The 24,588-nt window shown below is 68.5% G+C and carries 26 protein-coding genes and 4 pseudogenes; 14 read left to right on the top strand and 16 right to left on the bottom strand.

Features of this window, described 5'->3' with window-relative positions; genetic code table 11:
* Positions 1-9 precede the first annotated feature (9 nt).
* Positions 10-987: a diacylglycerol/lipid kinase family protein gene (locus tag G6N19_RS15565; protein ID WP_193465260.1), complete on the top strand. Its 978-nt coding sequence runs from the start codon at positions 10-12 to the stop codon at positions 985-987.
* A 245-nt stretch (positions 988-1,232) separates the two neighbouring features.
* Entirely contained in the window at positions 1,233-1,487 is a 255-nt protein-coding gene (locus G6N19_RS15560) for a WhiB family transcriptional regulator (RefSeq protein ID WP_013829861.1), read from the top strand.
* Between the two features lie 74 nt (positions 1,488-1,561).
* Here G6N19_RS15560 and G6N19_RS15555 read toward each other — a convergent pair whose 3' ends face one another.
* Both G6N19_RS15555 and G6N19_RS15550 read right to left on the bottom strand, forming a co-directional pair.
* Positions 1,562-3,043: a sensor histidine kinase gene (locus tag G6N19_RS15555; RefSeq protein ID WP_193465259.1), complete on the bottom strand. Its 1,482-nt coding sequence runs from the start codon at positions 3,041-3,043 to the stop codon at positions 1,562-1,564.
* 29 nt (positions 3,044-3,072) lie between these two features.
* Positions 3,073-3,288 carry a biotin/lipoyl-binding carrier protein gene (locus G6N19_RS15550; RefSeq protein ID WP_085081772.1) on the bottom strand — a complete coding sequence of 72 codons (216 nt, stop codon included), beginning with the start codon at positions 3,286-3,288 and terminating at the stop codon, positions 3,073-3,075.
* 265 nt (positions 3,289-3,553) lie between these two features.
* On the opposite strand from G6N19_RS15550, the gene G6N19_RS15545 reads away from it, so the two are divergent.
* Positions 3,554-3,955 (top strand): hypothetical protein, encoded by a 402-nt coding sequence (locus G6N19_RS15545; protein WP_133054395.1) that lies wholly within the window; start codon positions 3,554-3,556, stop codon positions 3,953-3,955.
* A gap of 122 nt (positions 3,956-4,077) precedes the next feature.
* Positions 4,078-4,152, top strand: coding sequence for a 50S ribosomal protein bL37 (locus G6N19_RS21835; protein WP_011728008.1), 75 nt, complete (start codon positions 4,078-4,080; stop codon positions 4,150-4,152).
* A gap of 30 nt (positions 4,153-4,182) precedes the next feature.
* Here G6N19_RS21835 and rsrA read toward each other — a convergent pair whose 3' ends face one another.
* The 6 genes from rsrA to G6N19_RS15515 all read right to left on the bottom strand — a co-directional run bounded on the left by rsrA (position 4,183) and on the right by G6N19_RS15515 (position 7,366).
* On the bottom strand, positions 4,183-4,479 hold the full coding sequence (rsrA, locus tag G6N19_RS15540; protein ID WP_013829865.1) for a mycothiol system anti-sigma-R factor: 297 nt from the start codon (positions 4,477-4,479) through the stop codon (positions 4,183-4,185).
* Positions 4,476-5,123, bottom strand: a complete 648-nt coding sequence (locus G6N19_RS15535) for a sigma-70 family RNA polymerase sigma factor (RefSeq protein WP_193466414.1) — start codon at positions 5,121-5,123, stop codon at positions 4,476-4,478. The genes rsrA and G6N19_RS15535 overlap by 4 nt, the downstream gene beginning before the upstream one ends.
* A gap of 237 nt (positions 5,124-5,360) precedes the next feature.
* The gene (locus G6N19_RS15530) at positions 5,361-5,909 is read right to left on the bottom strand and encodes an anti-sigma factor antagonist (RefSeq protein WP_232062409.1); all 549 of its coding nucleotides are present in this window, start codon (positions 5,907-5,909) and stop codon (positions 5,361-5,363) included.
* Between the two features lie 24 nt (positions 5,910-5,933).
* Positions 5,934-6,251, bottom strand: a complete 318-nt coding sequence (locus G6N19_RS15525) for an aminopeptidase (RefSeq protein WP_193465258.1) — start codon at positions 6,249-6,251, stop codon at positions 5,934-5,936.
* A 107-nt stretch (positions 6,252-6,358) separates the two neighbouring features.
* Positions 6,359-6,532: a CsbD family protein gene (locus tag G6N19_RS15520; RefSeq protein ID WP_013829869.1), complete on the bottom strand. Its 174-nt coding sequence runs from the start codon at positions 6,530-6,532 to the stop codon at positions 6,359-6,361.
* A gap of 90 nt (positions 6,533-6,622) precedes the next feature.
* On the bottom strand, positions 6,623-7,366 hold the full coding sequence (locus G6N19_RS15515) for a TetR/AcrR family transcriptional regulator (protein ID WP_013829870.1): 744 nt from the start codon (positions 7,364-7,366) through the stop codon (positions 6,623-6,625).
* Between the two features lie 286 nt (positions 7,367-7,652).
* Between G6N19_RS15515 and G6N19_RS15510 the strand changes: the two are divergent.
* The 4 genes and pseudogenes from G6N19_RS15510 to G6N19_RS15495 all read left to right on the top strand — a co-directional run bounded on the left by G6N19_RS15510 (position 7,653) and on the right by G6N19_RS15495 (position 11,372).
* A pseudogene (locus tag G6N19_RS15510) lies at positions 7,653-8,388 on the top strand (SDR family NAD(P)-dependent oxidoreductase).
* A 4-nt stretch (positions 8,389-8,392) separates the two neighbouring features.
* The gene (locus G6N19_RS15505; RefSeq protein ID WP_013829872.1) at positions 8,393-9,577 is read left to right on the top strand and encodes an acyl-CoA dehydrogenase family protein; all 1,185 of its coding nucleotides are present in this window, start codon (positions 8,393-8,395) and stop codon (positions 9,575-9,577) included.
* Between the two features lie 14 nt (positions 9,578-9,591).
* The gene (locus tag G6N19_RS15500) at positions 9,592-10,746 is read left to right on the top strand and encodes an acyl-CoA dehydrogenase family protein (RefSeq protein WP_013829873.1); all 1,155 of its coding nucleotides are present in this window, start codon (positions 9,592-9,594) and stop codon (positions 10,744-10,746) included.
* Positions 10,746-11,372, top strand: a complete 627-nt coding sequence (locus tag G6N19_RS15495) for a TetR/AcrR family transcriptional regulator (RefSeq protein ID WP_013829874.1) — start codon at positions 10,746-10,748, stop codon at positions 11,370-11,372. The genes G6N19_RS15500 and G6N19_RS15495 overlap by 1 nt, the downstream gene beginning before the upstream one ends.
* Here the strand turns inward: G6N19_RS15495 and G6N19_RS15490 are convergent.
* Both G6N19_RS15490 and G6N19_RS15485 read right to left on the bottom strand, forming a co-directional pair.
* On the bottom strand, positions 11,345-11,998 hold the full coding sequence (locus G6N19_RS15490; RefSeq protein ID WP_193465257.1) for a CoA transferase subunit B: 654 nt from the start codon (positions 11,996-11,998) through the stop codon (positions 11,345-11,347). The genes G6N19_RS15495 and G6N19_RS15490 overlap by 28 nt on opposite strands.
* Entirely contained in the window at positions 11,995-12,771 is a 777-nt protein-coding gene (locus G6N19_RS15485; protein ID WP_193465256.1) for a CoA transferase subunit A, read from the bottom strand. Before G6N19_RS15485 ends, G6N19_RS15490 begins: the two co-directional genes overlap by 4 nt.
* Before the next feature lie 607 nt (positions 12,772-13,378).
* Here G6N19_RS15485 and G6N19_RS15480 point away from each other — a divergent pair.
* Positions 13,379-14,239, top strand: a complete 861-nt coding sequence (locus G6N19_RS15480; protein ID WP_013829878.1) for an SDR family oxidoreductase — start codon at positions 13,379-13,381, stop codon at positions 14,237-14,239.
* A gap of 11 nt (positions 14,240-14,250) precedes the next feature.
* Here the strand turns inward: G6N19_RS15480 and G6N19_RS15475 are convergent, their stop codons facing one another.
* From G6N19_RS15475 to G6N19_RS15460, 4 genes are read right to left on the bottom strand one after another with little or no spacing between them, the layout of a single operon-like run.
* Positions 14,251-15,177, bottom strand: a complete 927-nt coding sequence (locus tag G6N19_RS15475; protein ID WP_013829879.1) for a phytanoyl-CoA dioxygenase family protein — start codon at positions 15,175-15,177, stop codon at positions 14,251-14,253.
* Positions 15,174-16,244: a class I SAM-dependent methyltransferase gene (locus tag G6N19_RS15470; RefSeq protein WP_049792911.1), complete on the bottom strand. Its 1,071-nt coding sequence runs from the start codon at positions 16,242-16,244 to the stop codon at positions 15,174-15,176. The genes G6N19_RS15475 and G6N19_RS15470 overlap by 4 nt, the downstream gene beginning before the upstream one ends.
* Positions 16,245-16,280: 36 nt before the next feature.
* Positions 16,281-17,696: a sensor histidine kinase gene (locus G6N19_RS15465; RefSeq protein WP_193465255.1), complete on the bottom strand. Its 1,416-nt coding sequence runs from the start codon at positions 17,694-17,696 to the stop codon at positions 16,281-16,283.
* The gene (locus G6N19_RS15460) at positions 17,693-18,436 is read right to left on the bottom strand and encodes a response regulator transcription factor (RefSeq protein WP_232062408.1); all 744 of its coding nucleotides are present in this window, start codon (positions 18,434-18,436) and stop codon (positions 17,693-17,695) included. Before G6N19_RS15460 ends, G6N19_RS15465 begins: the two co-directional genes overlap by 4 nt.
* A 202-nt stretch (positions 18,437-18,638) precedes the next feature.
* On the opposite strand from G6N19_RS15460, the pseudogene G6N19_RS21880 reads away from it, so the two are divergent.
* From G6N19_RS21880 to G6N19_RS21820, 3 pseudogenes are all read left to right on the top strand, one after another.
* Positions 18,639-19,187 (top strand): annotated as a pseudogene (locus G6N19_RS21880) (PPE family protein); the annotation flags it as partial.
* A 153-nt stretch (positions 19,188-19,340) separates the two neighbouring features.
* Positions 19,341-19,697: pseudogene (locus G6N19_RS21875) on the top strand (PPE family protein, SVP subgroup); the annotation flags it as partial.
* Between the two features lie 297 nt (positions 19,698-19,994).
* Positions 19,995-20,576 (top strand): annotated as a pseudogene (locus tag G6N19_RS21820) (PPE family protein); the annotation flags it as partial.
* Between the two features lie 871 nt (positions 20,577-21,447).
* Here G6N19_RS21820 and G6N19_RS15445 read toward each other — a convergent pair.
* Entirely contained in the window at positions 21,448-22,197 is a 750-nt protein-coding gene (locus G6N19_RS15445) for an SOS response-associated peptidase (RefSeq protein WP_193465254.1), read from the bottom strand.
* A gap of 16 nt (positions 22,198-22,213) precedes the next feature.
* The gene (locus G6N19_RS15440) at positions 22,214-22,939 is read right to left on the bottom strand and encodes a class I SAM-dependent methyltransferase (RefSeq protein WP_193465253.1); all 726 of its coding nucleotides are present in this window, start codon (positions 22,937-22,939) and stop codon (positions 22,214-22,216) included.
* A gap of 88 nt (positions 22,940-23,027) precedes the next feature.
* Here G6N19_RS15440 and G6N19_RS15435 point away from each other — a divergent pair, with 88 nt between their 5' ends.
* Both G6N19_RS15435 and G6N19_RS15430 read left to right on the top strand, forming a co-directional pair.
* Positions 23,028-24,062, top strand: coding sequence for an LLM class flavin-dependent oxidoreductase (locus tag G6N19_RS15435; RefSeq protein ID WP_193465252.1), 1,035 nt, complete (start codon positions 23,028-23,030; stop codon positions 24,060-24,062).
* 221 nt (positions 24,063-24,283) lie between these two features.
* Positions 24,284-24,583 carry a PE family protein gene (locus tag G6N19_RS15430; protein WP_193465251.1) on the top strand — a complete coding sequence of 100 codons (300 nt, stop codon included), beginning with the start codon at positions 24,284-24,286 and terminating at the stop codon, positions 24,581-24,583.
* The last annotated feature ends 5 nt before the right edge of the window (positions 24,584-24,588 follow it).

The raw sequence follows: 24,588 nt of genomic DNA, 5'->3' as shown, positions 1-24,588 counted from the left end.
TGATATCCCGTGCGCGCCGTGCTGATCGTCAATCCCAATGCCACCTCGACGACTCCGGCGGGCCGTGACCTGTTGGCCCACGCTCTCAAGAGCCGGCTCGAGCTGAGCGTGGTGCACACCGATTACCGCGGTCACGCCATCGAGATCAGCCAGGCCGCCGCCCGCGACGGGATCGACCTGGTCATCGCACACGGCGGCGACGGCACCGTGCACGGCGTCGTCAACGGCCTACTCGGGACGCCCGGTTCGGCGCCGCCGAAACACCTGCCCGCGGTGGCGGTGGTGCCCGGCGGCTCGGCGAACGTCTTCGCCCGCTCGCTGGGGATCGCCGCCGACCCGACCGTCGCCACCAACCAGCTGATCGGGTTGCTCAACGGCCCCGGCGGCCAACCGAGTTGGCGTCGGATCGGACTGATCGACTGCGGCGAGCGGTGGTCGGTGCTCAACGCCGGCATGGGCGTCGACGGTGAGGTGGTGGCCGCCGTCGAAGCCGAACGTGAGAAGGGCCACGCCGTCACCGCGCTGCGCTATGTCCGCGCCGCGGTGCCCGCCGTGCTGGCCACCACCCGCCGCGCGCCGACGTTGACGCTGCAACTGGACGGGGCTGCACCGGTCGCGGGTGTGCACCTGGTGTTCATCTCGAACTGCGCTCCGTGGACCTACGCCGACGAGCGGTGTGTGTGGACCAATCCCGACACCACGTTCGAGGGCGGGATGGGGGTGTTCGCGACCACCAGCATGAAGGTGCTGCCCACCCTGCGACTGGTCCGTCAGATGTTGTCGAAGCGGCCGAAGCTGCGCGCCAAACAACTCATCCGCGACGACGATGTGACCGCGCTGCGCGTCGACGCCGGCGACACACCGATCGCCACTCAGATCGACGGCGAATACCTCGGATTGCGAAGTGAGATGACGTTCCGCGCGGTGCCCGACGCCCTCAACGTCGTCGCGCCGCCGCTAAAAAGAGCTGTTGACCTGCGCAGATAGCAGGTTCATCAGCCGATGAGCACACAGTTGAACCCACTGTAGTACACGTCGGCGGCCCGACAGTCAGCAGCCCCGCGCAAGCGTGACGTTGGCCACGTGATAACGCAAACTCTTGACATCTGTCCAGGCTGTGAAACGATCGAGCGATCGGATGCAAGCCGTAATCATTTCTTGCCGCCGCTTATAACAGTCGAGAAGCAAACGTTGCGCGCCGTGCTGCGCCCAGAGTGAGGAGTTGGAGAGCTATGGATTGGCGCCACAAGGCGGTCTGTCGCGACGAGGACCCGGAGCTGTTCTTCCCGGTGGGAAACAGCGGGCCGGCGCTCGCTCAGATCGCTTCCGCTAAGCAGGTCTGCACCCGGTGTCCGGTGGTCACCGAGTGCCTTACCTGGGCGCTGGAGACCGGCCAGGACGCCGGCGTGTGGGGCGGCATGAGCGAGGACGAGCGGCGGGCGCTCAAGCGCCGCAACGCTCGGACCCGGGCGCGCAGCGGGGTCTGACCCGAGCAGACAACGTCGACGCGGCTCCGACCTGGTCGGGGCCGCGTCGTTTTGCGCCGGGCGCGCCCGGCGCCTCACAGCGCTTGGCGGGTCCGCCGGCTTCCGACGGGAATGCGGAGCACCATCTCGGTCCCGCCCCCCGGAGCATCGCGTGCGGTCAGTGAACCATCGAGCTCCGCCGAGACCAGGGTGTTGACGATCTGCAGGCCGAGCCGGTCGGCGGTCTCCAGGCTGAACCCGGCCGGCAGGCCGTGGCCGTCGTCGTGCACCACCACGTCCAGCCAGCGCGCCGACCGTTCGGCGCGGATCGTCACATCGTGCCGATCGGCGTCGGCGTCGAAGGCGTGCTCGATGGCGTTCTGCACCAGTTCGGTGATCACCATGGTCAGCGCGGTCGCCCGGTCGGCGTCGAGCGCCCCGAGCGTTCCGGTCCGGGCGACATGGATCGGGATCTCGACACTGGCGACGTCGTTCATCATCGGCAGGATCCGGTCGATCACCTCGTCGAGATTCACCACCTCGTCGACCGACATCGACAGCGCCTCGTGCACCACCGCGATCGACGACACCCGCCGCACCGATTCCAGTAGCGCCTCGCGCCCCTCGATGCTGATTGTGCGGCGCGCCTGCAGCCGCAGCAGCGCCGCCACGGTCTGCAGGTTGTTCTTCACCCGGTGATGTATCTCGCGGATCGTGGCGTCCTTGGACAGCAGTGCGCGGTCCCGGCGCTTGACCTCGGTGACGTCGCGAACCAGCACGGCGGCCCCGGCCGGCCGGCCGTGCACGATCAACGGCAGGGTGCGCAGCAGCACCACCGCGCCGGCCGCGTCGACCTCGAACCGCATGCTCGATCCGCCGGCCAGGGAGTCGGCGATGTGCTCGGCGAGCTCGTGCGCCTCGAACGTGTCCGAGATCAGCGGCCGGGTGACGGCCACCAGGTCGTGTCCGGCCAGCTCGGCGGCCAGGCCCATCCGGTGATACGCCGACACCGCGTTCGGGCTGGCGTAGCTGACCGTGCCGTCGACCCCGAGGCGGATGAAGCCGTCACCGACGCGCGGGCTGGAGCGGGACACCGCGATGTCACCGACGTCGGGGAAGGTGCCTTCGGAGAGCATGTGCACCAGATCAGCCGCGCAGTCGAGGTAGGCCGCCTCCAGCCGGCTGAATTCGCGCCCGGCCCGCAACGCGGTCTGGTGGGTCAGCACCGCCACCACCCGGTCGTCGTGCCGAACCGGAACGGCTTCCGTATTGCGTTGGCCCGCAATGCTTTCCCTCGCGATCGCGCCTGACTCGAATGCCCCGGCCACCAGTGGCATCCAGTCCGCGGCGGCCACGGTGCCGACGGCGTCGCTGAGCAGCACCGTGGGAGCGGTGTTGGGCCGGCACTGCGCCACACACACCAGCGCGGCGTCGGCGTCGCGGCGCACCCACATCAAGTAGTCGGCGAACGACAGGTCCGCCAGCAGTTGCCACTCCCCGACCACGGCGTGCAGGTGATCCACCGCATTGCCCGGCAAGACGGTGTGTTCGGCAAGCAGGTCACCGAGAGTGGACATCGGTCACGACGCGCCGCGGGACGCTGCGATCAGCCGATCACGGCGATGAGATCGCCGGCCTGGATGACGTCGCCGACCTTCACGGCGACCTTGCTGACGGTGCCCGCGGTCTCGGCCAGCACCGGGATCTCCATCTTCATCGACTCCAGCAACACCACGGTGTCGCCCTCGTTGATCTGTTCGCCCTCGTGGACCACGACTTCGAGCACGCTGGCCACGATCTCCGCGCGAACGTCCTCGGCCATCTTCACCTCGTTCATCATCCAGTCAACGATTCCCTGGTCCCCGAAATCCTTCGTCTTATGGAACCACAACCCCCGGCCTGACCTGACCGGGGCGCACGGGTAAGCGAACTCCAAGACAATTAAGAGGACGTAGAGAGTTCGATCCGTGATCGTGTCGTGTTTCTCCTGTGACAATTGCATAGCACCGTTACTCGAGTGTTTCGAACGCGTGACGTATTCGCCGTGACGCGGCAACAGTCGAAGTCGAACTTGAGGAGTAGCGCCTGTGATTGTGAACCGATTTGCCAACCCCCGGATCCGCTTGCCGCTGATCTGCGCCGGCGCGATGACGCTGGCCACGCTCGGATTCGGCGTCGCTTCGGCCAAAGCCGCCCCGGCGCTGGTCGATGACCCGATGCCGATTCCGGCCCCGATCGGCGCCCCGGCGCTGCCCGGGCCGGCCGTAGGAGGCTCATCGGCGGGCGTGAACGCCGCCAACTCCTTCCTGCAGGCGCTCAACGGCATGTTGAACCGCGTGGTGCCCGGGGTCGGCTCGATCATGCCGAGCGACGTCAGTTCGCTGACCCCGCCCGGCGCCACCGTGCCCGGCGCGCCCGCACTCGAGACGCCGCCGGCGCCGGTCGCACCCGTACCACAAACCCTGGCGGGGGCGCGGACCTTCCACTGAGGCGCTGGCGCGGTTGGGCGCCCGACGGGCCGATGCGGTGGCGGGGTGCAAGCCCCGCCACCGCGTCACACCCGGTCGTGTGAGAGACTTTCCAGCCGGAATACCTGCTAGGAGGGTGGATCATGGCAAAGCGTGGCCGCAAGAAGCGCGATCGCAAGCACAGCAAGGCCAACCACGGCAAGCGCCCCAACGCTTAAAACGTCGTCCTGACGGGCGCGGCCCCTCCCTCAGCCCTCGCGGTGGATGATCGTGGTGCGGCTGATCTCCAGCCGGACCCGTTCGTAGAGTTGCCGCGGCGCCCGGTCGCCACTGCATTTGCGGGCGATTAGCGCCTTGATCCGTTCCTCGACCCCGTAGTGCCGCAGGCAGCCGGGGCATTCCTCGAGGTGCCGGCGCAGCTTGGCCCTGGTCTCGGCGGTGCATTCGCCGTCGAGCAACGTCCATACCTCGGCGATGACCTCGGAACAGTCGGCAGCCGGCCCGTCGGGTCCCGGCGTGGTGCATCCGCTGGTTTGCTCGGTCACGACGACACCTCCTCCGATTGGCCGCCACGGATGAACCCCCGGTCGCGTGCGACGTCGGCCAACAGACTGCGCAACTGGCGCCTGCCGCGGTGCAGCCGCGACATCACCGTGCCGATCGGCGTATCCATGATCTCGGCGATCTCCTTGTAGGGGAACCCTTCGACGTCGGCGTAGTACACCGCCATCCGGAATTCTTCGGGAAGCTGCTGCAGCGCGTCCTTGATCTCGGTGTCCGGCAGCGACTCCAATGCCTCGACCTCAGCCGAGCGTAGACCCGTCGACGAGTGCTCGGCGGTCGCCGCCAGTTGCCAGTCGGTGATCTCGTCGGTCGGGTACTCGGCCGGCTTGCGCTGCTTCTTGCGATAGCTGTTGATGTAGGTGTTGGTCAGGATCCGGTACAGCCAGGCCTTGAGGTTGGTGCCGGCCCTGAAGGACCGGAACCCGGCGTAGGCCTTGACCATCGTCTCCTGCAACAGATCCTCGGCGTCGGCCGGATTGCGTGTCATCCGCAGCGCACCGCCGTAGAGCTGATCGAGCATCGGGATCGCGTCACGTTCGAAGCGCGCCGTCAGTTGCTCGTCGGTCTCGTCGGAACGAACGGGACCCTTCGTCTCGGTTTCGGTCGCACTTTCGCCGTCAGCCATCTCGATCGCTGCAGTCCCTTCTGTCGCGGTGCCCACAACCGGACCAGCCGATGACTCGATTTCCAGCAGACCGATCGCCATTGCCACCCGGACTCCTTCTGTGATCCTAGGACTGTGATCGACGCCTACGCGCAGTGACCGCACGCTGCCTTGCTCAACAGCGTCGGTCACGACGCTATTTCCGGCGGTAACCTGGCCCGGTGAGTCGCGCGGCGAACGACCCCGGTCGACCCGGCGCTAGGCGCTGGATCCGCGGACCGGTCCCGGATCTTCCCGCGGTGTGTCGCCTAGCGCCTCGTCGATGGTCACGCAGAACGCCAACTCGCTGTGCAGCCCCGCTGCGTTCACGACCCGGCCGACGAGGGGTTGGCTGCTCACCAACCGGAGGCTGACACCCCGTCGGCGACACCGGGCCGCTTCCTCGACCAGCACGGCGAACGCGCAGATGCCCATGAACTCGAGTCCGCTGCTGTCGATGACCAGTGGCCCGGGGCCGTGCGTGACGGCGGCGGCCTCGTTAACCAGTCGCCGCCAGACCTCCACATTGGAGGCGTCGACGCTGCCACTGGCGGCGACCACCAGCGCTGGACCGCTGCGCTCCAGGACGACACGAAGTTCCATGTCCGGACGGGCCGCCACCGAGGTCAACGCCTCGCCGAGCCGAACGGGAAGACCGGTGTCGGTGGCGATCGCACCGGCCCCGTCACTCGCCGTCCCGCCCGGTGTGACCACCGAGCCGAGCCATGCCGAACAGCGACCGAGTTTACGGCGTAAACCGAACAGCATGCGGATGAAGTTACGCCAGTTTGTTTACGTTGTAAACCCGACCGCGGCGGCGATGGCCCCGATCGACACCAGCGCCAGGGCCCAGGCGCGCCGGGCCGACAGCGAGGACCGGCATCCGGCCACGTAGTTGGTGTGCGGGCCACCCTGGCCGGCGATCACGGCGGTGGCCACGCTTTCGGCGTTGGCGTCCAGCGCGACGGAGAAATCCGCGGCGACGGCATTGCCGCAGCCGATCGAGCCGCCGTCACCATCGGCGACCGACACCGGCGCCAACAGCACAATCGCGCCCGCGAGCAAGACCATCAGCGCCACCGGCCAGAGCAATCGTCGCACCGCCGTCATCCCCGCTCCCCTGCCTTCTGCCGCCACCATGAGGGCACTGCCGCCACCGTGAGGGAGACGCGCCCCGCCCGGATTCACCGTCGGGCGGGGCGCGCATTCTCTCCGGCTCAATCCTTGAAGGCGTCCTTGATGTTCTCGCCGGCCTTCTTCAGGCTGGACTTGCCCTGGTCGGCTTTGCCCTCGTTCCGGAGGTCGTCACTGCCGGTGACGTTGCCGACAGCCTCCTTGGCCTTGCCCGCGACGTCCTCCGCTGCGTTCTTCGCCTTGTCCGCCAGTCCCATCGTGAAGCTCCTCCCACACTCGTGCCGACATTGCGACACGCAACATACCCACGGTGTTTACAACGTAAACCCGTAGCTGGGGCGGGCGCCTCAGACCCGGGAGTGCAGCAGTTCGAGCCGGTCGAGCATGGCTTCCAGCGCCTCTTCGAACTCGATGCCGCTGTGATCTTCGGACAACATCGGCTGCAATCGCTGCAGGTTCGGGTAGCTCGTCAGGTCGCGCGCAGGACGTTCACCCTCGTCGAGGAGGGCCTCGTCAGGGTGCAGCTCCGCGCCGCGCGCAGACACCTCCAACAACAGGTGTCCGATCAGGAACGTGGTGTAGGAGCGGTAGGCATCCACGGCGGCGCCGTCGTCGAATCCGTAGGAGATCAGCGTGTCGAGGAAGCTTTCCATCCAGCGCAGGCTGCGCAGCGGCGGACGAACCCACGGCGCCTCCGGGGCCTGGGTGGCCACCAGGGGGAAAACCTCCGGGTGGTCGAGGGCGATCTGGCGCACGCCGTGCGCGAGCCGCATCAGATAGTCCTGCCAGCCGTCCTCTTGTCGCCGGGCGGCGAGTTGGTCGGCGTAGAGCCGGTCGACGATGTGGTCGACGACGCCGGTCAGCAGGTCGCCCCTGCTGTGGACGTAGCGGTAGAGCGCCATCGCCTCGACTCCGCAGGCCGTCCCCAGCCGGCGCATGGTCAACTTCGACAGGCCCTGACGATCGATGAACTCGATGGCCGTCTCCAGAATCGCGTCACGGCTCAACTGCGACAGCGGCCGGATCCCATCGACGATGTCGGCTCCCGCAGCGTCCCCGGGCCGCTGCGCAGCGCTGTCGTCGGCATCCACTCAGACCACCCATTTCACTCGACAACGGCAACGACTCCGGCGCCGATCGTCGGGGAGCCACGTGGCGCACCAACCGTTAGTTTACGTCGTAAGCGCGCCGGGGACACCGGAAGCATCGGCCTCGCCGGCAGGCTCCTCGTGCGAGTGATAGCTCGTCGATGTCCGCGCTTGACACCGCCCGCGATCCGAATATACATTCACCGCCAATGAATTCTTATTCATTCGGCCTGAACGCAACCTCACATGGAGGCGTTGACCGCCCGATGCGTAGGCCGGGAGCCCGCGCATGAGCACCCCCATCGCGCTGGTGACCGGCGCCGGGTCGGGCATCGGCAAGGCCATCGCTCTGGCGTTCGCGGGCCACGGTGACCGGGTGGTGGCCGCCGATCTCGACCAGCCAGCCGCCGAGGCCACCGCCAGGGCGTATCCGGACCTCATGACGGCACTGCCGGTGGATATCGCCGACCGCGCCCGGGTGGACGAACTGCGCGATCGCACCCACGCCGAGGTCGGTGTTCCCACCGTCGTGGTCAACGCGGCCGGCTGGGATCGCACCGACCAGTTCCTCAACGCCACCACGGAATTCGCCGAAAAGGTGGTGGCGATCAACTACCTCGGCCCGGTGCACGTGTGCAGCGCTTTCCTGCCCGGGATGATCGAGGCCGGCGGCGGTGGCCGCATCGTGAACCTGGCCAGCGACGCCGGCCGGGTCGGCAGCGCCGGGGAGACGATCTATGCCGGCGCCAAGGGCGGCGTCATCGCGCTGACCAACTCACTGGCCCGCGAGATGGCGCGGCACGAGATCACCGTCAACTGCGTCTGCCCCGGCCCCACCGACACCCCGCTCTTCGATGCCCAACCGGAGAAGCTGAAAGAGGCGCTGATCAAAGCGGTCCCGTTCCGGCGGCTGGCCCGCCCCGAGGAGGTCGCCGCGCCGGTGCTGTTCTTCGCCTCGGATGCCGCCTCGTTCATCACCGGACAGGTGATCAGCGTCAGCCGGGGGGCTGACGATGGCAGGATGAGCTGATGGCGACCGACAGCAGCCCCGCCTTCGATGCGCTCGACCCGCTGAGCCTGGATTCACTGCTGTCCGATGACGAGATCGCGGTGCGCGACACCGTCGCGAAGTTCTGCGCCGAGCACGTGCTGCCCCACGTCGGCGAATGGTTCGAGATCGGCGACCTGCCTGCCCGCGAACTCGCCCGCGAGTTCGGCAAGCTGGGCCTGCTCGGGATGCACCTGCACGGCTACGGCTGCGGCGGCGCGTCCGCGGTGCATTACGGGCTGGCCTGCGTCGAACTCGAGGCCGCCGACTCCGGTATCCGCTCGCTGGTCAGTGTGCAGGGCTCGCTGGCGATGTTCGCCATCCACCACAACGGTTCCGAGGAGCAGAAGCAGCGGTGGCTGCCGGGCATGGCCACCGGGGAGCTCATCGGCTGCTTCGGCCTGACCGAACCCGACGTCGGCTCCGATCCGGCCGCCATGAAGACCCGCGCCAGGCGCGACGGCTCCGACTGGATACTCAATGGCCGCAAGATGTGGATCACCAACGGATCAATCGCCGACGTCGCGGTGGTGTGGGCGGCCACCGACGACGGCATCCGCGGCTTCGTGGTTCCCACCGACTCCCCCGGGTTCACGGCGAACACGATTCATCACAAGCTGTCGCTGCGCGCCTCGATCACCAGCGAACTGGTGCTCGACGACGTGCGGCTGCCGGCCGAGGCGATGTTGCCGCAGGCACGCGGGGTCAAGGGGCCGCTGGAGTGCCTGTCCGAGGCCCGCTATGGGATCGTCTGGGGCGCAATGGGTGCGGCCCGCTCAGCCTGGCAGGCCGCCCGCGACTACGCCACGGCGCGCACCCAGTTCGGCAAACCCATCGCCGGATTCCAGCTCACCCAGGCCAAACTCGCCGACACCGCCGTCGAGCTGCACAAGGGCCAGCTGCTCTCGCTGCACCTGGGACGACTCAAGGACTCCGTCGGCCTGCGGCCCGAGCAGGTCAGCTTCGGCAAACTCAACAACACCCGCGAAGCGATCGAGATCTGCCGCACCGCACGAACCATCCTGGGCGGCAACGGGATCTCGTTGGAGTACCCGGTCATCCGGCACATGGTCAACCTGGAGTCGGTGCTGACCTACGAGGGCACCCCCGAGATGCACCAACTGGTCCTGGGCAAAGCCTTCACCGGGCTTGCGGCATTCAACTGACCAGGGCAACTCCGATGGCGCTGAGCTATACCCCCGAACATCAGCAGTTCCGCGAGACGGTCGCCGACTTCGTGCAGCGAACCGTCGTCCCGGCCCACCAGGACTGGGAGCGTTCCAGCGCGTGGGACCGCTCGCTGTTCGCCGCGGCCGGCGAGCTCGGCCTGTTGGGATTCCCGGTCCCCGAGGAGTTCGGCGGGCCCGGCGTGCACGACTACCGCTACCACGCGATCGTCATCGAGGAGTTGCAGCGGGCCGGCGCCGCCGCCGAGGCCGTCGCGTTCTCGCTGCAGAACGACGTGGTGCTGCCCTACCTGACCGACCTGACCACGCCCGAGCAGCAGCGCCGCTGGCTGCCCGGGGTGGTGACCGGCGAGACCGTGCTCGGTATCGCGATGACCGAACCCGGCACCGGCAGCGACTTGGCCGGTATCCGCACCACCGCCCGCCGCCAATCTGATTCACAAGGCGACTTCTACGTGGTCAACGGCGCCAAGACCTTCATCTCCAACGGCCAGACCGGTGATCTGTTCGTGGTCGCGGTGCGCACCGGCGAGGACCGGCACCGGGGCCTGTCGCTGCTGGTGGTCTCCGGCGACACCCCGGGCTTTCACCGCGGGCGCAACCTGGAGAAGATCGGACTGCACGCCCAGGACACCTCCGAGCTGTCCTTCACCGATATGCGGGTGCCGGCCGCCAACCTGCTCGGCGAGGAAGGCCAGGGCTTCTATCAACTGGTGCGCAACCTGCCCCAGGAGCGGCTGTCGCTCGGGGTGGGTGCGGTCGCCGCGGCGGAGGGCGTGCTGGCCGAGACCCTCGACTACGTCAAGGCACGCCAGGCGTTCGGCTCCCCCATCGCGAGCTTCCAGAACACCCAGTTCGTGCTCGCCGAGATCGCCACCGAACTCGATGTGGCTCGCACCTTCCTCGACGACTGCATCGCGGCACACCTGGACGGCGAGCTGACCCCGGCGCGGGCCGCCAAGCTGAAGTGGTGGACCACCGACCTGCAGGTCCGCACCGCCGACCGGTGCCTGCAGTTGTTCGGCGGCTACGGCTACATGCGCGAATACCCGGTGGCGCGAGCGTTCGTCGACGCCCGCATCCAGACCATCTACGGCGGCACGACCGAGATCATGAAGACGATCATCGCCAAGGATCTCGGTATCTGATGGCCATCGACTACGCTCAGCTGCCCGTCGAGGAGGCCGTGCGGGCGGCCCGCACCGACTCCCGGCGCCGACAGATCCTGGACGCCGCGGTGAAAGTCATGCAGCAGACCGGCTTTCATCAGATGTCCATGCAGGATCTGGCGGCCGAAGCCAATGTCAGCGTCGGGCTGATCTACAAGTATTTCGGCGGCAAAGAGGATCTGTTGCTGGCGACGATCGTGCGGATCCAGGAGGCGTTCGTCGATCAGCTCGCCCCGGTGATCGCGGCGGCCGGTACCGATCCGGTCGCCCAGTTGACCGCCGGAATCCGGCGCTATATCGAGATCGTCGACGAGAATCTCGATGCGGTCGTGCTGACCTATCGGGAGAGCCGCACCCTGAACGCGGCCGGGCGGACCCAGATCAAAGAGCTCGAGATCGCCAGTGCGGCACCGCTTCGCACTGCGATCGAGGCCGGGATCGCCGCGGGAACATTCGCCGAGGTGAATGTGGATCTGATGGTGTTCGACATCATGCTGCTGGCCCACGGCTGGGCGCTCAAGCACTGGCACTTCGGCGAGTTGTACAGCCTCGACGACTACATCGGCCTGCAGACCCGCTACGCGCTCAACTCGCTGCTGCGGTGAGGGGTCACCGGCGCTCCGGTTTTCGCCACCACCTCGTCGTAACTCACTCCCGGCGCCAGTTCCACCACCGCGAAGCCGACGCCGGTGACGTCGAACACCCCGAGATCGGTGACCACCCGCCTCACCACACCGCGGCCGGTCAGCGGTAGATCGCAAATCGTAACCAGTTTGGCAGCACCGGTTTTGGTGACGTGCTCGGTGAGCACGATGACCCGTTCGACCCCGCTGACCAGATCCATCGCGCCGCCCATGCCCTTGACCATGGCGCCGGGCACCATCCAGTTGGCCAGGTCACCGTTGCCGGCGACCTGCATGGCACCCAGCACGGCCGCGTCGACGTGCCCGCCGCGGATCATCGCGAAACTCGTCGCCGAGTCGAAAAACGATGCCCCGGGCAGCACGGTGACGGTCTGCTTGCCCGCGTTGATCAAGTCCGGGTCGACCTCGTCGTCGTAGGGGAACGGCCCGACACCGAGGATGCCGTTCTCGGCGTGCAGCGTGATGGTCGAACCCTCGGGAAGGTAGCCGGGAATCAGCGTGGGCAGACCGATGCCGAGGTTGACGTAGTCGCCGTCGTGCAGTTCCTGTGCCGCCCGGGCGGCCATCTGGTCGCGGGTCCAGCTCATCGGATCGTCTCCTGCTGTCGGGTGGTGCGTTTCTCGATGTCTTTGCGGGCGGCCTGCTCGGCGGTGAGTTCCAGGATCCGCTTGACGAAGATCCCGGGCAGATGGACCGCGTCGGGGTGTAGTTCCCCGACCTCGACGACCCGCTCGGCCTCGACGATGGTGATCTGACCGGACATCGCCGCCGGCGGGTTGAAATTACGTGCGGCCGCATGGAATTGACAGTTGCCCGCCCGGTCGGTGACCGCCGCGCGCACCAATGCGTAGTCGGTGACGATCCCTTCTTCGAGCACCATGTCGGTGCCGCGGAAGTTGCGGACCTCCTTGGGCGGCGAGGCAAGGGCAACGCTGCCATCCGGGTGATATCGCCAGGGCAGTCCGCCGTCGGCGACGGCGGTCCCGACGCCGGTGGGGGTGAAGAAGGCACCGATACCGCTGCCGCCGGCCCGCATCCGTTCGGCCAGGGTGCCCTGCGGAGTGAGTTCGACGGTCAGCTCACCGGACAGGTACTGGCGGGCGAATTCCTTGTTCTCCCCGACGTAGGAGGCGATGACCCGGCTGATGCGCCGCGCGTCGAGCAGCAGGCCCAGCCCGGCGCCGTCGACCCCACAGTTGTTGGACACGATGGTCAGATCCGTTGCGCCCTGCTGCAGCAGCGCCTCGATGAGAAACCACGGGATGCCGGCCAGCCCGAAGCCACCGACGGCCAGGCTGGCGCCGTCCGGGATGTCGGCGACCGCCGCGGCGGCCGATTCGACCACTTTGTTCAGTGCCATTTGCGCCTCTCGTCCTTGTCGGTGCGCTCCGCATCGTCGGCGGCGCGTCTCACGGTCGCTCCAGATGTTCGATGAGGGCGGGGGCGATGATGTCGGGGGAAGTGGTCACGTTTTCAACAGTAGTGACGGGTATTGATATCTTTACCAATCCTCGACGGACCTCGCACCGATTGGCGACGCGCCGGATCGTGTCGGCCGATTCGGGTATGGCCGAAGGTATGTATGTTCGATGCCGAGTTGGCGTCGCTGACCGCGATCGGCGGTCTGGGCACCGCGGGTCTGGTCGATCTCATACAGACCGCGGCCCGGCTGGCTGGCCGAGGGCCGTCAGGGGGGGTAGATTCCCGACTTGCAACAACCTCAAGTTGTGCCGTCTTCATCATTTGTTGACGACTTTCTGGACCGGTGGGCAACAGGTGGCGTGACCGGCAGCAACCCGACGGCACCGGTGGCGCGCTCTAATTCCCCCAGCTGGCCACCCCTGCCGGCGAGCTGGACCTGCCGCAGTGGTCACCGGCCGCGGGCTGATGATGCCGACCCGCAAGCGCACCAGGGCCTTTCTCGCGCAGCGAACGGAGCCGGCGGCGGTTAGGCATAGGGTGACACCATGGCCAATCCAGCTCCGCTCTCCGGCAAGACCATGTTCATCTCGGGTGCCAGCCGCGGCATCGGCCTGGCGATCGCCAAGCGGGCCGCACGCGACGGCGCCAACATCGCGCTGATCGCCAAGACCGCCGAACCCCACCCGAAGCTGTCCGGCACCGTCTACACCGCGGCCACCGAGATCGAGGAGGCCGGCGGGCAGGCGCTGCCGATCGTCGGCGACATCCGCGACGGTGACTCGGTGACCAGTGCCGTGGCGGCCACCGTCGAACGGTTCGGCGGCATCGACATCTGCGTCAACAACGCCTCGGCGATCAACCTCGGGTCCATCCTCGAGGTTCCGCTGAAGCGCTTCGATCTGATGAACGGCATCGAGGTTCGCGGCACCTACGCGGTGTCACAGGCCTGCATCCCGCACATGATCGGCCGGGAGAACCCGCACATCCTCACGCTGTCCCCGCCGATACGACTGGAACCGAAATGGCTCAAGCCCACCGCCTACATGATGGCGAAATTCGGGATGACGCTGTGTGCGCTGGGCATCGCCGAGGAGCTGCGCTCGCACGGCATCGCATCCAACACGCTGTGGCCGCGCACCCTGATCGCCACCGCCGCAGTGCAGAACCTGCTCGGCGGCGACGAGGCGATGGCCCGGGCCCGCACCCCCGAGGTCTACGCCGACGCCGCCTACGCGATCCTGACCAAACCGGCGACCGAATACACCGGGAACACGGTGCTGTGCGAGGACGTGCTGGTCGAATCAGGCGTCACCGATCTATCGGTGTATGACTGCGTGCCCGGCAGCGACCTGGGCGTGGACCTGTGGGTGGACACCGTCAACCCGCCGGGGTATGTGCAGCAGTAGCGCACATCCGGTCAGAACGACACCGCCGTTCCCACCGACGGCGAATCCCCCACCGGCGCGACGCCGGGCATGAAGCGCTCCACCAATGACGTGGCGATGGCGGCGACGTCGTCGCTGAGTGGATACATGTGCCGATACTGCAGCACCTGCTTGCCGATTAGCCCAAGTCGTTCACCGAACGTCGGCAGTCGGCCCGGGTCGAGCAACGGAGAGTTGAACGCCGGCGAGTCGGCGCGCTGGAACTCGAACGCCGCGCTGATCCGCGGGGCTTCACCCAGGCGGCTGGCCCGTCCACCCCAGTGCAGCACCGCCTGGTTCCAGGCCATCAGCGTGCCGGCGGTGGCCGGCACAGCGCGGATGTCTTGCAGGTTGTGGACCAGGGTGTTGTCGGGGCCGTCCCAACGCCGTTGCCGGAACCGGTCATCGAGGTGGGCGGGCAGGAAGTACATGCACCCGTTGAGCGGGGTGGCGTCGCTGAACGGCAGCCACACCGTCAGCGTGTGCGGCGAGTTGTCGGCATCCAACGTCGGCATCACCCGGTCGCGGTGTGGTCCCCAGCCCGCCGCGCTCTCGTCGGGCTTGACATGCCAGACCCAGAAGTCGGGCAACGCCCGATAACCGTCGCCGAGCACCGCCGTCAGGAAGTCCGAAAGTCCTTGGAATGCCCGCCATAACTGGTCGTAGACGAACACGAACGGCAGCGGAATGCCCAACCCGAACAGCGTCGACACCGCGTCACGGATCGGCGCGACCACCGCTTCGGGCAGCGCGCCGGGTACCCGGATGTAGCCCTCTCGTTTGAGGGTCACCAGCAGCGGGTCGGTCGCACCGACCGCGGCGGGTACCGCCACGGCATCGCCGTCGATCGACAATTGGGGGCACAGTGCGCTCCAGAAGTCCCGCCGTTCCGCGTCGCGGGCGGTCAAAGTGACGCTCATCGCGCCATCGTAGCCTCGCCGGCCTGGGCAGGCTTGCGGTAAACCAGCCAACGCATCTCGATGGGGCAGGCGGCCGGCGCGACGTCGAACACGTCTTGGCCGCGGGTCCACTCGGTGTACCAACCGGTAGGTGGCCAGGCGCCCTCGGGCAGATGCGTCTTCTCGTAGTCGTGAACCGAATCGTCGGCGACCAGCTGCAGGCCCAGCCCGGCTGCGGCACCGTGCATCTCGTCCCAGGTGAAGAACATGTTGTAGCACTGCTGGCTCAGTTCGCGGGCGGCCGCGTCGGGCAGATAGCCATCCCGGGCCAAGAACACGTTGAAAACCAGACGCCCGCCCGGGGCCAGCCGACGGGCGGCCAGCTCGAACATGTCGCGAAGCTGCCCGGTACTTCGGAAATCCGGCGTGACCTCCGAGAGCACGATCAACTGGTAATCACTGCCCAGTTCGTCGCCGGCTGTGAAGACATCCCGTTGAATCACGCGGACCCCGAGCCCGTCGCGCTGCGCGTCCGCGCGAATGCCGTCGGCGAACAGCGGCGTCATCTCGACCGCGTCCACCGGGTGTCCGCGCCGGGCCAGCGCCAGACTGTTGCGCCCGGTGCCGGCTCCGATGTCGAGCACCCGGCAGTTCTCCGGATCGGTGGCCTCGCCGGCCAGCGCCCACACGCGGGCATCGGGCTCGGTGCCGAACAAGGGCGGCTCGCGAAGGGCGACCCAGCTCTCGTACCCCGCTTCGATCGACTGCCATTCGGCGCGGACCCAGTAGTTGAGGACGCTGCCGACCGGCACCTCATAGCTGATGATGATGTATGAGCGCGGCGAGCCCGAAAACGCCGCTTCCGCCTCTGTTTGCAGGACTTTCTGCAGGTGATCCCGTTGCTGGGTGTCGAGCGGGGTACCCAGCGCTGCGAACATCGTCTCGCACATCCGGACATACTCATCGACCATGCCCGGAACCGCCGGCAGCTTGATTCGCCCAGTGGCCTCGGACCTGCGATGCAGCCGCCGAGCCATCGCCTCCTGCAACATCGGCGAGCGACTCCACAGCTGTGGCCAACTTTCCATCGCACCGTTGTACCCAATTCGTCCGCAATCTGCCAGCTATCGGCCGGAAACTGCGCGCAGCGGCAGGGTCAGCCGGAAACAGGCCCCACCGTCCCGCGGGACACAGCCCAGCCGGCCGCCGTGTGCGTCGGCAAGTGCCCGCGCGATCGGCAGGCCCAGACCGGCTCCCCCGTGATCCCGTCCGCGGGCACTGTCCAGGCGCACCAACCGGTCGAAGATCCGCTCGGCGTCCTCGCCGCGGACGCCGATCCCGGTGTCGGTGACCGTTACCTCGGCGCGCTCGCCGAGGCGCGCCACATCTACCATGATGCTCCCGCCCGGCGGGGTGTAACGGCGGGAGTTGTCCAGCAGATTGGACAGGATCTGAGCCAGCCGGGTCGGATCGGCCCGGACGGTCAGGGTGTCCACACCGGTGCGGCCCAGGCGCAGTTGCGGCGCCAACAGCGCCGCCCGGTCCAGCTGGGTGTCGACGATGCCGACCAGATCGATGTCTTTGAGTTCCAGGGGCAGCCCGGCGTCGATGTAGCTCAAGTCGAGCATGTCGGTGACCAGCCGGGTGGCGCGGCGCGCCTCGGTGAGCAGCAGGGTGGCGCGGCGGTGCTGGCGGAGCACTTCGGGCTCGACCGTGTCCAGCCCGGCGTCCAGCCCGACGTCCTGGCCGACATTGCCGGCGATCTGCTCGGCGGCGGCCTGCATGCCGGCGATCGGGGTGCGCAGCTCGTGGGCGGCATCGGCGAGGAATCGCCGGACTGCGGCCTCGGCGCGCCGGGCAGCTTCGGCGGCTCGCTGCGCGCGCTTCTCGGAATCCTCCAGCTCGTCGAGCATGTCGTCGAAAGCACTTGCCGCGCGGCCCAGTTCGGTTCGCTGCCGGTCGGGACGCAGCCGTCGTCCGCGGTCACCGGTGGTGATGTCACGGGCCAGATCGGTGAGCCGATCCAGTGGGGCGAGCATGGCCCGGCTCACCCCGGCCAACAGGATCGACGCGATGAACAGGATCCCCAGGCCGGCGCCGACCATCAGGCGCCGCAGCCGGCTCAGCGTCTCGGCGGCCTCGGTGGTGTCGGCGACCAGGATCACCCGCCCGCCGTAGGCCAGCGGATGCACCAGCACCGTCGAGGTCTCGTCGGGCTCCAGCGGCGGGGGCGCCACTCGCGATCCGGTGGTGGCGTCGGGCTCGATAGCGGGGTCGCCGTAGCTGGACCCGTCCACGGCGACGACGAGTGCACTGATGATGCCGCCGTTGAGTTGATCGGCCAGTTGTTCCGGCGAAACACCCAGTGCGACGAGGGAATCCGCACGCTGCGTGGCCAACGCCAGCCGCTCCTGCAGACTGTGATTCTCCAGCGCGGTGAGCGTGGCGTTGATCACCAGCCCCATGGTCAGCATCAACACCGCCAGCAGTGCCAGCACCATCACCGTCAAACGCCGGCGCAACGACGGGGTGGCGGTCATGAGGCCGACAGCTGCAGCCGGTAACCGATCCCGCGCACGGTGTGCAGGATCCGCGGCCCGTGCGTCTCCAGCTTCTGTCGCAACCCGCTGATGTGGACCTGAACCAGGTTGGGGTCGTAGGCCTCATACCCCCACACCGCATTGAGGATCTGCGCACTGCTGACGATGCGGCCGCGCTGTTCCACGAGGTAGACCAGCACCCGCAGTTCGGTCGCGGTCAACCCCAACGGGGTCCCCGAGCGGGAGGCCACCCCGGCGTCGACATCGACCATCAGATCGCCGAACTGCACCGCTGACGGCAGCCGGCCCCGCCGGCGCAGCACCGCACCGACCCGAGACACCAGTTCGGCCAGCTCGAACGGCTTGACCACGTAGTCGTCGGCGCCGCTGTCGAGCCCGCGCAGCCGGTCGGGCAGTCCGTCACGCGCGGTGAGCAGCACCACTCCGACCTCACCCCAACGCAGGATCACCTCCATCAGGTCGAACCCGTCGCGGCCCGGCAACATCACGTCAAGCACCACCAGATCCGGCCGGAAGCCGTCCAGCACCTCTTCGAGCCCGCGGCCGTCGGGCTGGGTTTCGGTCAGATAGCCGGCGTCGGCCAGCGCCTCGCTGACCATCTCGCGGATCGTCTCGGAATCCTCCACCACCAGCACCCGCGGTGTCCCCACGCTGAAGGTCTCGGCGCCGCGCGCTGAGGGAATGCCGCCTCGCCGATCGGCGGACCGCGAATCGGCCATGGTCCATTGATAACACCGCAGCGCCCGGATGGGGAGCATCCCTCCGCCGGTTCTCGTTGACCGGCAGCATCTTCAGGTTCACTTCAAGTTCACCATCTAGCGTCGCCGTTACTCGGTCAACGCTGCGTACGCGTGGCGGCCGCAGCGACCCCGGCGATTCAGGAGGCATCATGACGCCTATCACTGACGGGTCTGGCTAGCAATGGATTTCGCAACACTTCCACCAGAGATCAACTCGGCCCGGATGTACACCGGAGCCGGCGCCGGGCCGCTACTGGCCGCCGCCACCGCCTGGAGCGCCCTGGCCGCCGAACTGACCACCGCCGGCGTGGCCTATGACTCGATGATCGATGAGCTGTCCGGCGGCTGGGCCGGGCCCAGCGCCACCGCGATGGCCGCCGCTGCGGCGCCCTACGCGCAGTGGATGCACGCCACCGCGGCACAGGCCGAACACGCCGCGTCGCAGGCCAGAACCGCGGCCGCCGCTTACGAATCCGCGTTCGCCATGACGGTCCCGCCGCCGATGATCACCGCCAACCGGGCCCAGCTGATGACCCTGCTGGCCACCAACTATCTGGGCCAGAACACCGCCGCGATCGCAGCCACCGAAGCCCACTACGGCCAGATGTGGGCCCAGGACGCCACCGCGATGTACGGCTACGCAACGACCTCCGCGGCGGCCTCCCGGCTTACCCCCTTCACGCAGGCACCGCCCACCACCAGCCCCGCCGGCGCCCCCAGCCAGGCAGGCGCGGTCGGGCAGGCGACCGCCACCGCGGCCGGAAACCAGGCCAACACCGTGGCCGCCGCGGTCACCCAGGCCCTGCAGGGCCTCGCCGCCCCCGGCTCGACAGCGGCCGGAACGAATGCGTCGCTGCTCAGTTCCATCGGGTCGGCGGCGGCGATGGAGCCCGGTCTGGCGGCGTCGTACGCGGCGTTGGCGGCGAGCCTGTTCGGCACATTCGTCATCGACTCCGCCGGCACGTTCGGCGTCGACGCGGCCGGTTCCTTCGGCATCGACCTGATCGGCATCGGCGAGATCGAGAGCGAACTACTGCCGGAGATGGCACTGGCCAGCGCGGTGACCCCGGTCAGCGCCGAGATGGGCGAGGCCGCCACGCTCAGCGGGCTGTCGGTACCGCAGACCTGGGCCACCACCGCCCCGACAACCACGGTGATCCAGCAGGTGGGCGGCGCACTGCCCACCGCCGCCGAGGCAGCCGTCCCCGCCGCGGCGGGGGCCGCCGCGCTGCCGCTGGCCGCGATGGCCGCCGCCGGTCTGGCCGGCCGGGCCACCGCCGGCGTCGGGGCGCAGCCGCGGCGGCGCCGCGACCGCAACGACGAGCACGAAAGCAACCGCCAAGCGGCCTCCGCGCGCGATCGTCAAGCAACGCGACCCGGCCGGGAAGCCGGAGTCACCGCCGGCGCGGCCGTTGAACGGGCCGATCACGCGGATCTCCGGCGAACTGCGGGAGTTGGCCGAACTGCGCGACGCCGGGATCCTCACCGAAGACGAGTTCGCCCAAGAGAAGCGGCGCCTCCTCGGCCGGTAACACCTATGGATTTCGCGTTCTTGCCACCGGAGATCAACTCGGGCCGGATGTATGCCGGCGCGGGTGCCGGTCCGCTGCTGGCCGCCGCATCGTCCTGGGATGCCCTCGCCGCCGAATTGAACGCCGCGGGCCTTGCCTACGAATCGGTGCTGACCGAACTGTCGTCCGGCTGGGCCGGGCCCAGCGCCGCCGCCATGGCCTCGGCCGCCGCACCGTATGCCCACTGGATGCGTACCGCCGCGACCCAGGCCGAGGAGACTGCCATCCAGGCCAGGGCCGCCACCGCCGCGTACGAGGCCGCGTTCGCCATGACGGTGCCACCGCCGGTCATCGCCGCCAACCGCAGCCTGTTGATGACCCTGGTCGCGACCAACTTCCTGGGTCAGAACACGGCCGCGATCGCGGCCACCGAAGCGCACTACGGCGAAATGTGGGCCCAGGACGCCACCGCCATGTCCGGCTACGCCGCCGGAGCCGCGTCAGCCACCCGGCTCGATCCGTTCAGCCAACCGCCGCCCACCACCAACGCCGCCGCGGGCGCCGCCCAGGCCGCCGGAATCGGCAAAACCGTGGGTCACGCCACCGGAATCGGCAAAACCGTGGGTCACGCCACCGGAATCGGTAAAACCGTGGGTCACGCCACCGGATTCGGTAAAGCCGTGGGCCAGGCCACCGGATTGGGTAAAGCCGTGGGCCAGGCCGCCGCCACCGCCGCCGAGGGCCAGGGCGAGGGCCTTCTCGCCGGGATCGCCCCGGCCCTGCCGGGTTCCACCGTGCCGACCGCCGCCGGTTCGTCGACCGGTGCAACCGCGCTGGCCGGCATCATCGGGCCACTCACCGCCTCGGCGGCGTCCAGCGCACACACGATCGAGCTCATTGACGCCGGTCTCGAGGTCGTCGTCGACTCGATAGGCACGTTCGGCATCGACGCCCTCGGCACGTTCCTGATCGATCCGCTCGGCGTCGCCGGGATAGCTGAAGAACTGTTTCGGGCCGCGATGTCCGGTGCGCTGCCGATGACGGCCAGCATGGCCTCGGCGGTCTCGATCAGCGGCCTGTCGGTGCCGCTGGCCTGGGCATCGGCGGTGCCATCGGTGATCGGGCAGGCCGGAGTCTCGCTGGCCTCGGCCGGTAGCTCCGCCGCCCCGGCCATCGCCGGCGAGACCGCGGTGCCCGCGGTGGGGATGGCCGCGGCGGGCTTGGCGGGCCGGGCCAGCGCGGGTGCCGCGGGCGGCCGGCGCACACCGACTACCGGCGCCACCACGCCGCGGCCGCGCGAACAGCGGCCGAACGAGCTGCCGGAGCTGACACCGGAATCGGCGTTCGGCCTGCTGATGGGGGCCGACATCGAACTGCGTGAGCTGGCCGAACTGCGCAACGCCGGCGTGCTCACCGATGAGGAATACGCCGCCGAGAAGCGGGCCCTGGTCGGTCACTAGCGGAGCCGTCGGCGTCCGGCTACAGCAGATAGCCCTGCTCGGGCTGCGGCGCGGCTTCCGCGATCAACTCCGGTCCGTTGTTGCGCACGCTGTTGACCAGCGTCGAGACCTCACGCAACACCAGCCCCGGCGCCTGCGGCGAACTGTCCAGCAGCGCGGTGTCGAGCGGTGCGTCCGGATCCAGCCAAGCGTCCCAACGCTTTTCGGGCAGCAGCAGCGGCATCCGGTCGTGAATGCCGGCGATCTCTCCGGCCGCCCCGGTGGTGATGATCGTGACGCTGAGCAGCGGGTCGCATCGAGGGCCGCCCCGCCAGACCGACCACAGGCCGGCCGCGAACAGCATCCCGTCGTCACCGTGGATGTAGAACGGTGTCTTGCGCGCCTTCTTCCCGCCGGGGGCTTCGGCGCGCCACTCGTAGAAGCCGTCCATCGGAATCAGGCAGCGCCGGCGTTCGGCAGCCGAGCGGTAGGCGGGCGAGGTGGTGAGCTTGTCGGCGCGGGCGTTGATCAGCAGCGGGCCACCGCCGGCCGGGGCGCCGTCAGGGCCGGCTTTGGTCCACGGCGGCACCAGTCCCCACCGCATCAGCCGGACTCGGCGGGTCGGGGCGTCGCCGGGATCGGTATGCCTGCTGACCACGGTCGCGACGGCGTCGGTCGGTGCCACGTTGTAGTTCGGGCCCGGATCGGCGTCCGCCGGAACCTCGTTGATCGCCTCGATCCGCTCGGCCAGCAGCGCCGGGTCGGTGGTTACCGCGAAGCGCCCGCACATGCCTCCATGGTGGCAGCTAGTCGAGCCGGGTGGCGGTCACGGCCCAGAACGGCATGTGCACCACGTTGTCCTCGAGCAGCGGTTGCAGGTAGGCGAACCGCTCGGCCAGCGCGCGAACGCCGTCGAGCAGATCCTCCCGGCCAAGCGCCTCCATCACCGTGATCATCTCGGTGAAGGAGTTGGGGTCGAAGGTGCCCTGATAGGTGGTGGGCCCGATGTGGTCGATCCGCCACCCGGCCTCGGCGAGCAACGGCCCGAAACGCTCGGGCGACAGCCCGTCCAGTTGCCAGCCGTTGACGTTGTGGCGTCCGGCCTCGAACATGTACAGCCGCGCTTGTGGTTTGGTGGCCCGGTGCAGACTTCGGGCATACCGCAGCTGGGTCTCCTCGTCGTCCTGGAACACGTGGTAGAACGCGCTGTCGACGACGGTGTCGAACCGGCCGTCGAACCCGGCGAGCTCGACCGCGTCGGCCACCTGGAAGTTCACCGTCACACCGGCTTTCGCGGCGTTGCGTTGCGCCACCGCGATCGCGGCCGGTGCCACGTCGATCCCGGTCGTGGGATAGCCCTGCGAGGCATAGTGGATCGCGTGATGCCCCGGGCCGGTGCCGGGATCGAGCACCTCACCGCGCAACGCGCCGTAAGCCACCAGCTGCTGCACCACCGGCTGCGGCCGGCCGATGTCCCAGGGCTCCGGGGGCCCGGAAGGCACAGCACCGGCGAACTCGGCGTCGCTGCTCATCGGCCCACTGTGCGTGACCGAAGTTAACGAAATCGGAACGCCGGGTTACCGGCGTCGATACCCGACCGGGGAATGGCAAGATCGCGATGTGCGTCTCTCCGTCCTCGACCTAGCCCCGGTACGCACCGACCAGTCCAGTCCTGACGCCCTGGCGGCGACCCTGCGGCTCGCGAAGCTGGTCGACGGTCTGGACTACGTCCGGTACTGGGTCGCCGAGCACCACAACCTCCCCTCGGTCGCGGCGACCAACCCGGCGGTGCTGGTCGCGATGCTCGCGACCGCGACCTCCCGGCTGCGCGTGGGCGCGGGCGGGGTGATGTTGCCCAATCATGCGCCACTGGCGGTGGCCGAACAGTTCGCGCTGCTGGAGGCCGCCTACCCCGGCCGCATCGACCTGGGCATCGGACGTGCCCCCGGTGCCGACCCGGTTACCTCGACGGTGTTGCGCGGCGGCCGCGACGACCGCGCCGTCGATCAGTTCCCCGATCACCTCGATGACGTGATCGCCCTGCTGGGGCCCGCCGGGGTGTCGGTGCGACTGCCCGATCGCGACTATGTGCTCAAGTCGACGCCGCATGCACTGACGCGGCCGCGGGTCTTCGTGCTGGGTTCCTCGGTGCAATCGGCCCGGGTCGCCGCGGCCAAGGGGCTGCCCTATGTGTTCGGCCACCACCTGTTCGGCGAGCAGACCGACGAGGCACTGGCGTGCTACCGGTCGGAGTTCGTGCCGAGCGAGCTGACCACCGAGCCGACCGCATTCCTGACCGTCAACACCGTTGTCGCCGAAACACACCAGGAGGCAACGGCTTTGATACTTCCGTACCTGCATCTGCATGCCCGGACCGCCACCGGGCAGCTGCCCGGTCCCGTGGAGCTCGTCGAAGAGGCCCAGCAGGCCACGCTCACCCCGGAGCAGCACCGTATCGCCCAAGCCGAACTGGGGCGCGCGGTGGTGGGAACGCCCGCGGAAGCGCTGGCGCAGCTGCGTGCGCTCGCCGAGCGGTTCGGCGTGGACGAACTGATGCTCAACCCGGTCGCCTCGGCCCGGCAGGGAACCGATCCCGCCGCCTCGCCGGGTCGCGAAACCACCCTGAAATTGGTGGCCGGCGCCCTGCCGCACTAGGTGAACGAAGAGTGACGCCAAAGCAACATCGGCGGGCCGCTCGGTGAATGAATCGGGTGCCGTTCCGAACGGTCGATGAACAACTGTTGACAGTCTCCGAAAAGCCCGCCTCCCGACTGTGTCTCGGGGGTCAGATCGCTTAGCGTCGGAGCTGCGCACAACCGCGCCTGCGCCTCGCAAACTTTGCGATCGCAGATCATGGACTTCGATGAGGAGCGTTCATGTCGTTCGTCACCACGCAGCCCGAGGCACTACTGGCTGCGGTCGCCAACCTGCGCGTCATCGGTTCGTCGCTGGCCGCCCACAGCGCCGCGGCCGCCAGCCCCACCACCGGTGTGGTGCCGGCCGCCGCTGACGAGGTTTCCGCGCTGACGGCAGTCCAGTTCGCCAATCACGGCCAGTCCTACCAGGCGGTGAGCGCCCAGGCCGTGGCGGTGCACGAGATGTTCGTCAACGCACTGAGCAACGGCGCAAACGCGTACGCCGCCACCGAGGCTGCCAACGCGGCCGCGGCCGGTTAGGCGAC

The sequence above is a fragment of the Mycobacterium novum genome, assembly GCF_010726505.1.
Classification (GTDB): Bacteria; Actinomycetota; Actinomycetes; order Mycobacteriales; family Mycobacteriaceae; genus Mycobacterium; species Mycobacterium algericum.
Note: the sequence above shows the minus strand (reverse complement) of the source record. Positions and strands in the feature narration are given on the sequence as shown.

What these genes read in the sequence shown, in the direction of transcription:
- G6N19_RS15560 (WP_013829861.1), top strand. Translation starts at nt 1,233, where the DNA reads ATGGATTGGCGCCACAAGGCGGTCTGTCGCGACGAGGACCCGGAGCTG.
- G6N19_RS15555 (WP_193465259.1), bottom strand. Translation starts at nt 3,043, where the DNA reads ATGTCCACTCTCGGTGACCTGCTTGCCGAACACACCGTCTTGCCGGGC.
- G6N19_RS15550 (WP_085081772.1), bottom strand. Translation starts at nt 3,288, where the DNA reads ATGGCCGAGGACGTTCGCGCGGAGATCGTGGCCAGCGTGCTCGAAGTC.
- G6N19_RS15535 (WP_193466414.1), bottom strand. Translation starts at nt 5,123, where the DNA reads ATGGCTGACGGCGAAAGTGCGACCGAAACCGAGACGAAGGGTCCCGTT.
- G6N19_RS15530 (WP_232062409.1), bottom strand. Translation starts at nt 5,909, where the DNA reads ATGCTGTTCGGTTTACGCCGTAAACTCGGTCGCTGTTCGGCATGGCTC.
- G6N19_RS15525 (WP_193465258.1), bottom strand. Translation starts at nt 6,251, where the DNA reads ATGACGGCGGTGCGACGATTGCTCTGGCCGGTGGCGCTGATGGTCTTG.
- G6N19_RS15520 (WP_013829869.1), bottom strand. Translation starts at nt 6,532, where the DNA reads ATGGGACTGGCGGACAAGGCGAAGAACGCAGCGGAGGACGTCGCGGGC.
- G6N19_RS15505 (WP_013829872.1), top strand. Translation starts at nt 8,393, where the DNA reads ATGGCGACCGACAGCAGCCCCGCCTTCGATGCGCTCGACCCGCTGAGC.
- G6N19_RS15500 (WP_013829873.1), top strand. Translation starts at nt 9,592, where the DNA reads ATGGCGCTGAGCTATACCCCCGAACATCAGCAGTTCCGCGAGACGGTC.
- G6N19_RS15495 (WP_013829874.1), top strand. Translation starts at nt 10,746, where the DNA reads ATGGCCATCGACTACGCTCAGCTGCCCGTCGAGGAGGCCGTGCGGGCG.
- G6N19_RS15490 (WP_193465257.1), bottom strand. Translation starts at nt 11,998, where the DNA reads ATGAGCTGGACCCGCGACCAGATGGCCGCCCGGGCGGCACAGGAACTG.
- G6N19_RS15485 (WP_193465256.1), bottom strand. Translation starts at nt 12,771, where the DNA reads ATGGCACTGAACAAAGTGGTCGAATCGGCCGCCGCGGCGGTCGCCGAC.
- G6N19_RS15480 (WP_013829878.1), top strand. Translation starts at nt 13,379, where the DNA reads ATGGCCAATCCAGCTCCGCTCTCCGGCAAGACCATGTTCATCTCGGGT.
- G6N19_RS15475 (WP_013829879.1), bottom strand. Translation starts at nt 15,177, where the DNA reads ATGAGCGTCACTTTGACCGCCCGCGACGCGGAACGGCGGGACTTCTGG.
- G6N19_RS15470 (WP_049792911.1), bottom strand. Translation starts at nt 16,244, where the DNA reads ATGGAAAGTTGGCCACAGCTGTGGAGTCGCTCGCCGATGTTGCAGGAG.
- G6N19_RS15465 (WP_193465255.1), bottom strand. Translation starts at nt 17,696, where the DNA reads ATGACCGCCACCCCGTCGTTGCGCCGGCGTTTGACGGTGATGGTGCTG.
- G6N19_RS15460 (WP_232062408.1), bottom strand. Translation starts at nt 18,436, where the DNA reads ATGGCCGATTCGCGGTCCGCCGATCGGCGAGGCGGCATTCCCTCAGCG.
- G6N19_RS15445 (WP_193465254.1), bottom strand. Translation starts at nt 22,197, where the DNA reads ATGTGCGGGCGCTTCGCGGTAACCACCGACCCGGCGCTGCTGGCCGAG.
- G6N19_RS15440 (WP_193465253.1), bottom strand. Translation starts at nt 22,939, where the DNA reads ATGAGCAGCGACGCCGAGTTCGCCGGTGCTGTGCCTTCCGGGCCCCCG.
- G6N19_RS15430 (WP_193465251.1), top strand. Translation starts at nt 24,284, where the DNA reads ATGTCGTTCGTCACCACGCAGCCCGAGGCACTACTGGCTGCGGTCGCC.